The sequence below is a fragment of the Acinetobacter septicus genome (assembly GCF_019355975.1).
In the GTDB taxonomy this organism is placed as follows: Bacteria; Pseudomonadota; Gammaproteobacteria; order Pseudomonadales; family Moraxellaceae; genus Acinetobacter; species Acinetobacter ursingii.
The window spans coordinates 1669520-1684311 of record NZ_CP079898.1; the positions used below are offsets into that span (position 1 = coordinate 1669520).

At 40.7% G+C, this 14792-nt stretch carries 12 protein-coding genes; 6 read left to right on the plus strand and 6 right to left on the minus strand.

Annotation, left to right across the window (positions count from 1 at the left end; translation table 11 throughout):
• Nucleotides 1–210 precede the first annotated feature (210 nt).
• The 5 genes from rnr to I6L31_RS08010 all read left to right on the plus strand — a co-directional run bounded on the left by rnr (nucleotide 211) and on the right by I6L31_RS08010 (nucleotide 6171).
• Complete coding sequence (gene rnr / locus I6L31_RS07990) at nucleotides 211–2631, plus strand: ribonuclease R (RefSeq protein WP_212749723.1); 2421 nt, start codon at nucleotides 211–213, stop codon at nucleotides 2629–2631.
• A 37-nt stretch (nucleotides 2632–2668) separates the two neighbouring features.
• Nucleotides 2669–3268, plus strand: coding sequence for a dihydrofolate reductase family protein (locus I6L31_RS07995; protein WP_005002048.1), 600 nt, complete (start codon nucleotides 2669–2671; stop codon nucleotides 3266–3268).
• A gap of 161 nt (nucleotides 3269–3429) precedes the next feature.
• On the plus strand, nucleotides 3430–5469 hold the full coding sequence (locus I6L31_RS08000; RefSeq protein ID WP_005002047.1) for a M3 family metallopeptidase: 2040 nt from the start codon (nucleotides 3430–3432) through the stop codon (nucleotides 5467–5469).
• A 42-nt stretch (nucleotides 5470–5511) separates the two neighbouring features.
• Nucleotides 5512–5721, plus strand: coding sequence for a YheV family putative zinc ribbon protein (locus tag I6L31_RS08005; protein ID WP_004985388.1), 210 nt, complete (start codon nucleotides 5512–5514; stop codon nucleotides 5719–5721).
• 12 nt (nucleotides 5722–5733) lie between these two features.
• Nucleotides 5734–6171, plus strand: coding sequence for a hypothetical protein (locus tag I6L31_RS08010; protein ID WP_005002046.1), 438 nt, complete (start codon nucleotides 5734–5736; stop codon nucleotides 6169–6171).
• 295 nt (nucleotides 6172–6466) lie between these two features.
• On the opposite strand, the gene I6L31_RS08015 is transcribed toward I6L31_RS08010, so the two are convergent.
• The 5 genes from I6L31_RS08015 to I6L31_RS08035 form a co-directional block, all read right to left on the minus strand.
• Nucleotides 6467–8665, minus strand: a complete 2199-nt coding sequence (locus I6L31_RS08015; protein ID WP_035271860.1) for a TRAP transporter large permease subunit — start codon at nucleotides 8663–8665, stop codon at nucleotides 6467–6469.
• A 156-nt stretch (nucleotides 8666–8821) separates the two neighbouring features.
• Nucleotides 8822–9415, minus strand: coding sequence for a rhombosortase (gene rrtA / locus I6L31_RS08020; protein WP_005002041.1), 594 nt, complete (start codon nucleotides 9413–9415; stop codon nucleotides 8822–8824).
• 118 nt (nucleotides 9416–9533) lie between these two features.
• Nucleotides 9534–10637: a hypothetical protein gene (locus tag I6L31_RS08025; protein WP_005002038.1), complete on the minus strand. Its 1104-nt coding sequence runs from the start codon at nucleotides 10635–10637 to the stop codon at nucleotides 9534–9536.
• Between the two features lie 542 nt (nucleotides 10638–11179).
• Nucleotides 11180–11563 carry a hypothetical protein gene (locus tag I6L31_RS18310; protein WP_228128594.1) on the minus strand — a complete coding sequence of 128 codons (384 nt, stop codon included), beginning with the start codon at nucleotides 11561–11563 and terminating at the stop codon, nucleotides 11180–11182.
• On the minus strand, nucleotides 11556–11813 hold the full coding sequence (locus I6L31_RS08035; protein ID WP_005002033.1) for an FAD assembly factor SdhE: 258 nt from the start codon (nucleotides 11811–11813) through the stop codon (nucleotides 11556–11558). Before I6L31_RS08035 ends, I6L31_RS18310 begins: the two co-directional genes overlap by 8 nt.
• Nucleotides 11814–12001: 188 nt before the next feature.
• On the opposite strand from I6L31_RS08035, the gene I6L31_RS08040 reads away from it, so the two are divergent.
• Entirely contained in the window at nucleotides 12002–13174 is a 1173-nt protein-coding gene (locus I6L31_RS08040; RefSeq protein ID WP_005002031.1) for an acyl-CoA dehydrogenase family protein, read from the plus strand.
• Between the two features lie 73 nt (nucleotides 13175–13247).
• On the opposite strand, the gene I6L31_RS08045 is transcribed toward I6L31_RS08040, so the two are convergent.
• Complete coding sequence (locus tag I6L31_RS08045) at nucleotides 13248–14744, minus strand: flavin-containing monooxygenase (RefSeq protein ID WP_005002029.1); 1497 nt, start codon at nucleotides 14742–14744, stop codon at nucleotides 13248–13250.
• Nucleotides 14745–14792 lie beyond the last annotated feature (48 nt).

A 14792-nucleotide genomic window follows, 5' to 3' on the forward strand; every position in this document is an offset into this window, starting at 1 on the left:
TAATTTTTCTTAGTTTTTTATCCAATCAACTATTTTTTAAACAAAATTGCGCACTAATGAATTAATGAGTGTTTACAGCTTGTTAATATAATGACTATCTTTGCGCTATACCTATGCAAAACTAAATCACATAGACTTGTCATGATGATCATGCAGAATGTTCCTGCATAAGCTATGCTAAACTTATCTTCAAATATGAAGCCAAAAGACATTATGAAAAACTGGGTTGACCCTGAAGCGAAAGCGGAATCTGAACGTTACGATAATCCGATCCCGAGTCGTACGCTTATCTTAAATACACTCGAACAAGTCGACACGCCCCTTTCGCATGCCGAATTGGTCGATCATTTTGAAATCAAAGATCAAAAAAGTATCGATGCTTTAAGTCATCGTTTGAGCGCGATGGTTCGCGACGGTCAAATTGCCAAAGATGGTTTTAAGTTTCAGCTCCTTGGCGATCAACCGACTTTTGATGCAACAGTTTATATTAATAATAAAGGGTTAGGTTCTGCACATATTGATGGACAAAATGATCTGTTACTGCCTGAGCGCGAGTTACGTTTAGTATTTAATGGCGATCGGGTTAAAGTTCGTCAGACCTCTGTTGACCGTAAAGGCAAAGGCTGGGGTTTTATTACTGAAGTCACACAACATCGTGTCAAACAGCTCATTGGTAAAGTAGCAGAACATGAAGGTGAATTTCATATTCAACCTGCTGCACCCAATGCGCATCAGCCGATTCCTTTAGAAAAACAATTGATTGAACATGCCCATGCCAAAGTGGGCGATTATTTGCGGATTGAAATTGACGATTATCCAACCCGCGAAGAATTTGCCACGGGTCATGTGATTCAATCGATGGCAGATAAAGCCGACACTGAGATTATTATTCCTCAGACTATTTTAGAATATGGTCTACCTTATGAATTTCCAAAAGAAGTCGTTGAGGAAGCAGAAAGTTTTAAAGAACCATCGAAAAAAGATATTGAAGGTCGTATCGACTTACGTGATTTGCCATTAGTGACCATTGACGGCGAAGATGCCCGCGATTTTGATGATGCGGTCTATGCTGAAAAACGCGCAGGTGGAGGTTACCGCGTGGTCGTGGCAATTGCGGATGTCAGTCATTATGTCCGTTTGGGCAAACCGCTTGATGATGAAGCGCAAGAACGTGGAACTTCGGTGTATTTCCCACATTTTGTGCTCCCGATGTTGCCTGAAGCTTTATCCAATGGACTATGTTCCTTAAATCCGCATGTCGATCGTCTGTGTATGGTGTGTGATTTAAAACTCTCCCGCGCGGGTCGCGTGATGAGTTATGAATTTTATCCATCGGTGATGCATTCTCAAGCACGTCTGACCTATACACAGGTCGGTCAATATTTTGAAGGTAAAACGGATGCAATTCCTGCCGATAAATCGATTCAAAAATCACTAAATACCTTGTTTCAACTTTATCAAACGCTGAAAGAGCTACGCGCCAAACGTCATGCGATGGAGTTTGAAACTGTTGAAACCTATATGACTTTTGACGAGTTGGGTGGAATTAAGGAAATTTTACCGCGTACTCGAAATGAAGCGCATAAATTGATTGAAGAATGTATGTTGCTTGCCAATGTCGCAGCAGCCGAATATGCCTTAGAACATGATATTCCGATGCTGTATCGTGTGCATGAGGCACCTGAATTTTCACGCATTCAGAAAGTCAAAGATTTTGTTAAGTTACTAGGTTTGCCGTTCCCTGATCAGCCAACACAGGCAGATTATCAACGTGTGATTGAAGCGACCAAAGATCGGATTGATGCACCAAGTATCCATGCAGTGTTATTACGCTCGATGATGCAAGCCTATTACGGCGCTAAAAATGCAGGTCACTATGGTTTGGCGTATGAAGCCTATACGCATTTTACTTCGCCAATTCGCCGTTATCCTGATTTGTTGTTGCATCGCTCGATTAAGGCGCATTTACAGCAAAAACCGTATCCTCTTTCTGGTGCAGCACTGGATGACGCAGGTGAACAGTTTTCCAAAACTGAACGCCGTGCAGATGAAGCGTCTCGTAGCGTAACGTCATGGCTGAAATGTCACTATATGCAACAGCATTTGGGTGAAGAGTTTATTGGCATTATTAGTGCGGTAACTGAGTTCGGTTTATTTGTCACCTTAAAAGATTTATATGTAGACGGTATGATTCATGTCAGTCATTTGGGTGACGATTTCTTCCTTTACGATCAAGCGAGCCAAAGTTTAATCGGGCAAAATCGTGGTCAAATTTTTGGTCTAGGTGATGAAGTCAAAATCAAAGTCGCTGCGGTAAATCTGGAAGAACGTAAAATTGATTTTGAGCTGATTCAGCAAATTACCCATGCAGGTCGAATCATTCGGAGTCGTGCGCCACGAACTAGCAAAGCTCAAACTACTGAACAAGTGTTTAATGCGCAAGGTGAGTCAGTTGACTCAAAAGAACCGTCTGCTCGTAAAAAAGAGAAATCGAAAAGTAAACCAAGTTCGTATGGTAAGAAGTCAACTAAAAAAGCTGTTGCTCCCGTAGCAGTGAAGGCTGAAAAACCCAAGAAAAAAACCAAGCCCAAACGTAAAAAGTCCAATGCCAAAAGTAAATCGGACAGTTAGATAGAACGACCAGTTAATAGAATCAAGGAAGGTCAGTATGGGAAAAGTCATAAGCGGTATATGTATATCTGTGGATGGTTTCGTTGCTGGCCTGCATATGACCGAAGATAAACCTTTTGGTGAATTACCCAATATTCACCAAAGTTTATGTAAATGGTTATTTGGTCAAGCAGATCAAAACAAAAATGAAATCGCCAGTCTCACGTCTGCGGGCGCGTTTATTATGGGTCGTAATATGTTTGGTCCAACTGGGGCACAATATAGTACGTGGCAAGGCTGGTGGGGTGAAGAACCACCCTATCATGCGCCTGTTTTTGTTCTGACGCATACAGCACGTGACAGCTTGAGTTTACAAGGTGGAACGACTTTTTATTTTGTCACTGATGGAATATTGAGCGCACTTGAACAAGCAAAAAAATTGGCGGGCGATAAAGATGTTGCAATTGCAGGCGGTGCGCATACCGTTAATCAATATCTTAAAGCAGGGCTGATTGATGAGTTGTGGTTACATATCGTTCCCGTCATTGTCGGTCAAGGTCAACGTTTGTTTGAAGAAATGCCAGAGATCAATTTAGAAATATTAGAACAAAGAGGAACAGATTTGGTCACCCATATCAAATATCGCATCCTCAAATAACATTGGTTTTATGGACGTTACTCAGAATGATTGTTGGCCCAAATCAATAAAGCCAAATCATCACTGTGAGAAATCCGCTTAATAAATCTTTAGCCCAGCTTGATTTCCTTGCGTTAAACCCTTACATCTAGTCATAAGTTTAAAAAATTATGGCGAATACAATGACATTACAGCAAGCAACGCTTCCCGTTCCTCAATTTAATCACATCCAGCTAGACAGCCTAAAACAAGAGATCGAAAAAAATATTCATCAGGGTCAGCAGTTTTTAGACACTTTACAAAATGTTCCAACTGATTTTGCTGCGCAAGTACATGTGTTGGAACAAATGGATGAACTTGAAAATAATATGAGCGAATCATGGGGCGTTTTGTCACATCTAAATGCCGTGATGAGCAATGCGCAAACCCGCGAAGTGTTTCAATCATTATTGCCTGCTCTAAGTGAATATTATACGCAGCTTGGGCAACATACGACGCTCTATCAAACCTATCAGCAGATCCATGATAGCGCTGAATTTTCTAGTTTAAGTGCTGCCCAACAAAGTGCTATCCGTTTAGCCTTACGTGATTTTAAACTTTCAGGTGTTGCACTTGAAGGTGAAGCCAAAAAACGTTACGCAGAAATCTCAGCACGTTTATCGCAGCTTTCTTCTGATTTTTCCAATCATGTGCTCGATGCAACTCAGGCCTATTTTAAACCTTTAAATGAAGCTCAACTTAAAGGCTTATCACAAAGCAGTATTGAGTTGTTAAAACAATATGGTCAGCAGCGTGAACTGGATCAACCTGTGGCAACACTTGATATGCCCACTTACTTAGCCATTATGACTTATGCCGAAGACCGTGATTTACGCGAAGCGTTATATAAAGCTTATACCACCCGCGCTTCAGATCAATCCGATCATAAAGAGTTTGATAATACTGAGGTGATGGAAGAAATCCTAAAACTACGTCAGGAAATGGCGGTATTGCTTGGTTTTCATGATTTTGCCGAATATTCTCTGGCAAGCAAAATGGCGCCTGATGTACAAACGGTACATGACTTTTTGGTTGATCTGGCTGAACATGCACGCGCGCCTGCTCAACAAGAAGTAGCCGAACTAAAAACCATTGCTCAACAAGATGGCATTGAACAATTACAACCTTGGGACAGTGGTTATTATTCAGAAAAACTTAAACAACAACAATTTAATTTGTCTCAAGAAACCCTGAAACCGTATTTCCCAGCACCCAAAATTATTCAAGGGTTATTTCAGATCGTAAATCGCTTATATGGTGTTCAGATTGTTGAGCGTCAAGCACCCGTTTGGCATCCTGACGTCCATTATTATGAACTTGAAGACCAAGGCAAAGTCATTGCAGGATTCTATTTTGACCTCTATGCACGTAACGGTAAACGGGGTGGCGCGTGGATGAGTGGTTTCCGTTCGCGTATGCAAACGACACAGGGTTTACAAAAACCGATTTGTTATATGGTCTGTAACTTTACTCCACCTGTGGGTAATCAACCTGCATTACTCACCCATGATGAGGTCAATACACTGTTTCATGAGTTTGGACATGGCTTACATCACATGCTGACTGAGGTCGATAATATTTCGGTCGCAGGCACACACGGCGTAGCATGGGATGCTGTAGAGCTTCCAAGCCAGTTTATGGAGTTTTGGACATGGGACAAAGAAAGTCTGGATGTCCTCAGTGAACATATTGAAACCAAGCAAGCCTTGCCTGAAGAATTACTCAGTGCATTGTTAAATGCTCGCTTTTTTCAGTCTGGAATGCAGACCCTTAGACAGATTGAATTTGCTTTGTTCGATTTGACCACTCATTCCAAAAATCCTGCTTTGAACAGCACACAAATCCAGTCCGTTTTAGATGGAGTTCGCAGTCAATTTTCGGTATTGCCAACTGCATCATACAACCGTTTTCAACACAGTTTTAGTCATATTTTTGCAGGCGGTTATGCGGCAGGATATTACTCTTATAAATGGGCTGAAGTGCTTGCCAGTGATGCCTTTGACCGATTTGAAACAGAAGGTATTTTCAACACAAAAACAGGACACGAGTTCCGCGAAGCGATTCTTGCGGTGGGTGGCAAAGATACGGCTTTAGAAGCATTTGTTAACTTCCGAGGTCGTGAACCCAAAATTGATGCATTATTACGTCATCAGGGTTGGACGAGCGACCCTAAAACGGCTTAAACTAAACATTAAAATGTTCGTAAGTGGTTGGGAAGTGACAAAATGAAACGTCGGTTTATTGCAGGTGCTAAATGTCCAAAATGCGGTGCCACAGATCGGATTGTCATGCTCACCACAAACGACGACGAATGGATTGAATGTATCGAGTGCGACTATAGTGAAAATCGTCCTACTCATGTTGAAGAACCCGATATTCCCGCAGTTGCAGATGAAGTCGGAGTGATACAGTTCAAACCACGTCGTTCAAAATAAAAGGTTTAAGCAATGACGTTAGAACAACGCCATAACTCTCGTTTGTTATGGATTATTATTGGGGGCATCAGCATCGTTGTGTTGTTATTTTTAGCTGCACAATGGTTTTTTGCTGAGAATCGAAATGAATCAGAAAAAACTCAAACACCAACCACCGAAACGCAAACAAAGTTACCCAATTCAACACAACCATCGACAAAAACTGCCGATGTATCTGCTGCAAGCGAGCCTGCACCAAGTACTTTAGTGGATGACTCTATCCTAAAAACGCCCGTGCCAGAGCATCCTTCCCTTGCAAAAGAGGAAATCGCCAAACTTGATGATATTCAAGCACAACTTAAAGATCAGAAATCAACGCTCCAAGCCCAACATCAGGATGCCGATACATTGATTAAACTGAAAGAGGAACAAATCAAGTTACTTGAAGCACAATTGGCCGAGCAAAAATAAAGTCTATACTTAAAAACTTGGGTTTGTGCATCACAGGCCCAACTTTTGGTATCAATAAAAAATCTGTATTAAAGTGCCAAAAAATACGCGCTATAACTTATATAGAAAATGCTTAAATCAAATTATTCGGCTTTAGCCTGTTTACTTATTTACGCCTTAAAGAACGAAGCCTGTTGATTCGCGATCCAGAATATCTCTGGTAATAAATCATTGAATAAAGTCTAGTTTGATGATGCGATTGATTTTGATCGTAAAAAATAAAGCACCCAAAGGTGCTTTATTTTATCTTTGCAGATTAATGATACCAACCGAACATCTTGAAGATATAAGGTGCAAAGGTCACAATCATTAACGCTGGAAATAGCACCATGATCGGCAATAACCAACGCTCATAGCGATAATAGAAACTGGTATATTTTTCCTTAGCTTCACGATCTGCTGCTGCGACCTCTTCATCACCGACTGATAACCTCGTCAACAAATGATTCAGTGCAACTGGTGGTGTGACATAACCCAACTCGAAGGCAACCAGTACAATCATCCAGAAGTGAATCGGATGAATACCATTTTCGTAGGCGACTGGAGCAATAGTTGCTGCCACCAGAATCACCGCACCAAATGGATCGGTACACATTCCAATCAAAGCCAATAGCATCGCAATAAAGAACAATGAAATATAAATGCTACCTAAATGTGTCGGTAAATATTCCACGATTTCGGTACGTTCAATCAGACCACCAACACTCGCAGAAAGCGCCATCAAGATAATCAATGCACCGATATGCCCGACGGTCTCCGCTGTGGCAAAGTGCATAGAGCTGAAAAAACCACGACGATATTGGTCACTTTGCGCGCCATGCTCACGTAAGTAAGGAGAATCCTGCTCATGTTGCTTAACTAAAGATTCATGCGCCTCTACTTGAGGGATGTATTCTGGCTCTTTACGCAACTTGTCAAACAGGATAATCGCAATCAATACCAGTGGTAAAATCACAGGCGCAGTGAATTCGTTCATACTGGTGTCTAGACCATACTTATAGAACGCCAAAACTATCACTGTGATCACGATATAAGGAATTACAGGCATGAAAGCACGTAACATGCCTGGAATCGCAACTTTAGGTGAATTCACACGGAATTTAGTTTCAGCAAGCAGTAACGACACGCCTAAGAAAATAAATGCCGTCAACCAGAATACATAGAAGCCATGATCAAACAACTCATCAGACGTGACATGACGGCTATCCAGCATTGCAATCAGAACCACCAGTAGACATGGGCGGATCACTACACCCAATGAACCCGACATGGCAGAGACAGCCAATGCATATTGACGACGTGCGCCCGAGTTCCAGACCTCTTTATAGATAATCGCACCTGCCGCGATCACGAAAATCCCTGAAGCGCCTGTATAAGCTGTCGGAATTGCCGCTGCTAAGAGAATGAGCCAAGTCAGAGTTTCAGGTGCAAGATTCCACGGACGTAAAATATTCAGGAACAAATCCATCACACGCGTCTGAGTTAACAACATACCCGCCCAGATAAATAACGCCAAATTCAAGAAGATCCCTGAGAATTCGACCAGAATACTCAAATAAATCCCTTGCCCCATTGGGTAATCCATAAAGAAGGTAAATGCAATACCTGTCAAAATGGACATAAAAGCATACAAAGGGATACTGAGTAAGGCTAAGCCAAAATTTCCACCCGGCAATGCCGTTTTTGGAATTCTGAAGAGTTGGTACACACTAATTAAGGTCAAGATCCCAAATAAGCCTATCCATAACCATGCAATGACCAATGTTTCAGTGGTCAATGTCACACCTGAATTAATCAGGGAACGATATTGGCTCACTGTAGATGCGGTTAATAGTGCATTCCCCAGCACCATTGCCACTGAATAAACACGGAAATCAACGCGCGTTTTTGGACTACGCAGACCAATATGATGGATTTTCAAGCTGGCTGTAATGGCAGCAAAAAACACCATAATCAGTAGGAAAATCGTACGATTCTCTGTACCAAATTTAAAAATACCAAAGAAAGTGGTTTCCATGGTGCGATAAGCACGAAGCGATGGATGCGATTCAATATGCTTCATCGCTTTATCGTAAAACTGATACTTTTCTTCACACAGTTGTTGTGCCGCCAATAATGAAGCACGGACGTCTGATTCAGATGCTGCACCAAAAAAGTCAGCAAATTCATCATGTTTATTGGCTTGCATCTGTTGCTGAACTTGCGCATCGATATTTGGATGGCGCTCACAGTCTGGTTTTTGTGGTTCAGCGCGTAAAAAAGAATATTGCATCCCACTTGCAGGATCACCATATAAACGCTCACCCATACGCAACATCTGACCATGGATCATTTCACCTGTTCCAATAATCAGTGTTAGCAATAACATAATGAGGATGACGTATGTTGAAATCCATTCGTTCCAGATATAACTCAGGAGACCCAAGCCAGATCTATTTTCTTGATTTTCTTGCATGTCTTTTCCAATTTTTTTTGCAGCATCACCCAAACCAGCGATAGTTTTAAGTGATCTCTCCTTGGCAACGGGTTGTTCCATCCCCCATTGCAGTCCTTTTCCATTGTTTAAATTTGCAACATACCTTTCCATTAAAGAATGGCTTGATCGCAACTTTTAGCGGTTTATTTTGTCAACTTTCTCGTATTTCAGTTTTTGTTTGAGTAAATAGGCACTTCCTGCCAGTATTCCACCGAGAGCACCTAACCAATGTGCCTCAACCAATACAGGACTGCCAATGAGTTGTGCAGTACGGCTATTACCCCACGTATTTTCCCAGATAATTTTAATGACAATCAGCGCTAGAACTAAAAGAGCGAAATTACGTTCTTTAGGATATTTTAAATACACGATCGCAACAGCAACATACATACCATGCAACACACCAGATAAGCCTGCATAAGCTTCAATATGAGGCATAAACCAGTAAAACATGAGACTAATAAATGGCGATAACACCATCAATAATAAGGTCATATGTCGTGTTCTGGCATGAGGAAAAATAAAAGGCAAACAGGCAAACGCCAACATATTCAGTAGAAAATGTATCCAACCGACATGCACCCAATGCGCCGTCCATAAACGCCAGAATTCTGTTAATAAAGCAGGTCGCCAGTAAATAAACCAATCTGAAAACACCTGTAAACATGCAGAAATGGAAATACATACAGCAATAAAAATCACTTTTTTAATGAGATCTTCATCTTTCATGCTATGCGCTCCATTTACATGTACAAAAAGGGATAAGGTGTTTTTCAACCACCTCATCCCCTCCAATATCAGTCAAAATGTCCATTTTTCAGATTTACAGCATTTTTACTTCATTGTTTTATTTTGCTGGCTTTTCCTCCGCAGGGCTTGCTTGCGTGTCTGCGCCATCTGTACTACCTGCACCACCATCATTAAATAAATCTTCCAGTTCTGAAGAGGTTTTACCACTTTCATCCCAGAATGTCGTCATACCATCATCACCAGTACGTACACCAGTATGTTCTGTCCAGTAACGGTCAGAAATACCGCGAATCATCACACCTGCCATTGCATCAAATAATCTGAAGTTTGGATTGACGGGCTTATCATCACCACGTGACTCAGCATACGATCTGAGTGCATCACGAATTTTATTATCATCACCACTGGCTTGCGCTGCAACCGCATATAACGCGTGAGGTAATCTCACCCCTTTTTGTTCACCAATTTGCATGGATTGTTTTAAAGTCACATAAGGATCAGGTTTACCCTCATCTGCACCTGGCAATAAAGTCCAGATGACAGCACGAGTCGCATTTGGCACACCCCAAAACTTGGTGTTGTCCAAGCATGCCATACTGCGTTCAACAATCCCAGCAATATCTTTGGGCACATTGACATCACCACCAGAATTGATGTCATTGGTTACAGCCTGCAAACCACTTAACAATCCAAGCATATAAGTCAGTTGATCCTTGTCGCTACGCATTTTTGGACAAGATTCGCCTAAATGATATTTATATTTACTTTCCCAACGCTGCGCAAATAATTGGTAAGCATTATATTGACGCTGTGCAGCTATTGCAGCCCAACGTTTTTGTTCAATGCGCGCATCTTGGGCTTCCGTTACCTGCCCAGCTTTAGAAGCACGCAAATAACGTAATTCACCTTCTAATGCCTGATTCTCAGCACACATACCTGCACCAGCGTACAGTAATACTGCCATATTAGTTGGGTCAGCCCCCATATCTTTCGTCGCCATAATCGCTGGCGTTAATGCATTCCCAGAATTACAGATCATATCCACATCACCCATTGCCAAAATAGGTGGAACAATATGATTTTCACTAAAATTCAAGGCAACATTGGCACCCGATTTAATCACATAGGAACATCCAGACAATACAGATGAGGCAAGAACCGCAACGGCCAAACCTTGACCTATTTTGAATACTTTTGGCATTTTCTATCCCTCGAAATCATTTTATTTTTCCTTTGCGTTGTACCTTATCAGATGCACAAGGCGAATAAAAGAGCAATTACTCTAATATTAATCACGTAATATGACATAAAAAAATAATGAAAAGATTGGCTTTTTTCTTGTGTTTATACAAATTTTAGGCAAAAAAAAGTAGCATTGCGACGGTTCAGCACATGCTACTTGTTAACTGAGAATGGGTTGTACTCTTATTTATTGATGGTGTTCAATATAATCCCTGAGTAAAGTTCCTGCTCGTCCTATAACCACTGCCAAAACAAAAGCAATGACTGGAAACAACCACGTTGGAATATCGATCATTTCTGACCTCCTTCACACTTTACGTTGGTATTTGTACTTTAACTGATGTCTTTGAGACACAACTTTAAAATTGTTAGACAATGCCTGTTTAGGCTGTTTTTTCAATGATTTGATCAGACAATATGTGCCTAAATTTTATTTAAATAACTTAAGATTATGATTTTAATCTATTTTAATTTTATTCTATTTTTTAAATTGTTTAACAATTAAACCAGTTTTGCCATGACTTTGAGCTGTTTCCATTGATTTAAACTTACTTGATCACGCCAAATGATCTGCGAATTGCGATTTTGATTAAAATATAGAACTATATAAATGTGGTGATCTATCACGCGATAAAGCTGCACATGTTCAATTTTGCTGTGATTGCGCCATTGAATTGACCAAAGATCTTGATCGAGATAAGCCAAAGAGCGCATTTTCGAACGTCTCAAGAACGCAAGATAAGTAATGATTACCAAAAATATCGCAATTAAAAATATATAAAATGGAAAAAGCTGAAACCAGATGATTCCGATCAATAGCAACATTCCCAACTGAAACAACAGGGCAAGCAAGCTGCGTTTCAGTTGAAATTGATGATTAACCATGCACGTAATGCTTGAGTTTCAAAATAAAAGTTTTGAGCTCTGGCTTCGGTGGCTCTGATACTTCCATAAACCAATCCAGTAAATCTGGATCTTCCTGATCAACCAATTCAGCAAAAAGTGCTTTTTCTGCGGCTTCAGCGCTCAGGTAATGATTACGGACATAAGGATCAAAATAGACATCAATTTCTTTCAGGCCGCGTCGCGCACGATAAATCACCTTGCGCTCTTCGAGCGTAAGTTCTTCAGACATTAGATTCCCCAAGTCGATAAAAAACCCCGCTAGTTTAACCGATCAGCATAGGTTTGTGGGTAATTGATTGAGCTGAATGACTAAATCCATCATTCGCACTTCACTTTTGAGCATTCATCCTATTGTTTGCCTGAGTCAGATGATTTTTACTTTCCGCTGAGAAAACAAACTGCAAGGATACAATAACAATGCAATCAGCTGCGATTCGTCCCATTCCTAATATGCTGGAGCGCAATCTTTTTAATCAAGAGCATGAAGCCTTCCGTGAAACTGTACGTAAATTTTACGAAAAAGAAGTAGTTCCCAATATTGAAAAATATGAAAAACAACAACATGTTGATCGTGATTTATGGAACAAGGCAGGCGATTTGGGATTGTTATGTACCACCATGCCTGAACAATATGGTGGTTCTGGAGTGGATCGTCTTTACAGTATGATTTTGATTGAAGAACAAGCCTATGCCATGGACTCCAGTACGGGCTTTTCATTACATTCTGATATCGTTGCCAATTACATTAATAATTTTGGTCATGAACAACAAAAACAGAAGTGGCTGCCAAAAATGGCAAGTGGAGAAGTCGTCACTGCGATTGCCATGACCGAACCTGGAACAGGTTCAGACTTGCAAGCTGTACGTACTTCTGCTGTTTTAGATGGCGATGAATATGTCATCAATGGCTCTAAAATTTTTATCACCAATGGCTATTTATGCGATATGGCCATTGTGGTGTGTAAAACTGGAAATAATGAAAAGGGTTCAGCCAATTTATCCTTAATCATCGTTGAAGCTGATCGCGTTGGTTTTAGTAAAGGCAAACCGCTGAATAAAATTGGGATGAAAGGTCAAGATACTTGCGAATTATTCTTTGATAATGTTCGCGTCCCTAAAGAAAACTTGCTAGGTATGGAAGGTATGGGCTTCATGATGCTCATGAAAGAGTTGGCATGGGAGCGCATGTTAGTTGCCATTATCTGTCAGGCAGGTGCTGAAGCTGCTTTTGCTCATACAGTTCAATACACCAAAGATCGTAAAGCTTTTGGTAAACCAATTGGATCATTTCAAAATACACGGTTCAAACTCGCTGAACTCCGTACTGAAATCGACTTTTGTAGAACGTATTTAGATCGCTGTATGCAATTACAACTCGAAGAACGATTAGGGATAGATGCAGCCGCAGCAGCCAAATATAAAATTTCAGACATGTTCTCCAAAGTCGTGGATGATTGTTTACAACTTCATGGTGGCTATGGCTATATGCTGGAATATCCAATTGCTCGTGCCTATATCGATAACCGAGCAAATCGCATCTACGCAGGAACCAATGAAATTATGAAAGAATTGATTTCACGGACACTCTGATCGTTAACCCATCTTTGCTAATGCAATGAAAAAGGAGCTTATCTAAGCTCCTTTTCTAATTTACATATCGAGATTATGAAACTAATTTTGGCTTGGATTTTCGTTCAACGCTTGTCTCTACTTTATGAAACTTTAAAACGCCATCATCAAAACGCGCATTTTTAAGTGCCTTACGATCTGCCAGATAGTTATTAGTCACTTTCCACGGTGCATGCTTTCCTTGTTTTGGCATCACACTGGCGGCACGGGCGATATAACCCGATGACAGACTTCCCATCACGGTATCATCCATTAACTCGGTTTGATCACCTTCTGGAATGACTTCATCATAGCCATTTTTATCCATATAATTCAGCAAACGACAAATATAGTCTGCGGCGACATCCACTTTGAGTGTCCATGACGCATTAATATAACCGATGATCATCGCCATATTCGGTACATCACTGACCATGACACCCTGATACAGCATTGATTTTGAAGTATCCAGAGGCTGTCCATCGATCGTCCCTTTGATACCACCCAAAATCTGGATTTCTAAACCCGTTGCTGAAACAATAATATCGGCTTCAAGATGTTTACCTGATTTTAGCTGAATACCTGTTTCAGTAAATTTCTCAATCTGATCGGTTTCAACGCTAGCCTTACCAGAACGCAAAATCTTAAATAAATCACCATCAGGTACGACACACAAACGCTGATCCCAAGGATTATAGCTCGGCGTAAAGTGCTTCATATCCACTTTGCCCTTAAGCTGCATTTCAATTGATTTTAAAAGCAGTTTACGCACTAACTGTGGTTGTTTCTGAGATAAGGCATAAATACCACGTTGCATACCGATATTGCGCGCACGGGTCAATTTATAAGCGACATCTTCTGGTAGAAGCTTACGCATTTTATCATAGACAAAATCGATTGAAGGAATAGACGCAATATAAGTTGGTGAGCGCTGTAACATCGTGACATGCCCTGCTCCTCCTTTTGCCATTGCTGGCACCAACGTAATCGCAGTCGCGCCACTACCAATAATCACCACCTTCTTGCCTGTATAGTCCAGATTTTCAGGCCAATGCTGTGGATGAATAAATTGACCTTTGAAAATATCCTTATTTGGAAAATCAGGTTCAAAGCCATGATCATAATTATAATAACCCGTACAACCAACGACAAAATTCGCAATCCATGTTTGCTTTTTCTGATTGGCATCTTCAATTTCGACAAACCATTTTTTCTTGGCTGTATCATAATTGGCTGCAAGCACGCGATGCTTAAAATGAATTTTTTTCTTTAAATCAAATTCATCAACCACTTCGCCTAGATATCCTTTAATTGCGGGGCCAGCCGCGAGTACATTTGCACTACGCCATGGTTTAAAATTAAAACCAAAAGTCGACATATCAGAGTCAGAGCGAATGCCAGGATAACGAAATAAATCCCAAGTTCCACCAATACTGTCACGACGTTCAATAATTTCAAATTGACGTTGTGGAGAATTCTTAGCAAGATGTGCCGCAATTCCAATCCCAGAAATACCTGCACCTACAATTAATACATCAACGATCTTTTCCATGTTGTTTTTATAACCTTGAGAACTATTCCATTTTATTAAAGCACAAAT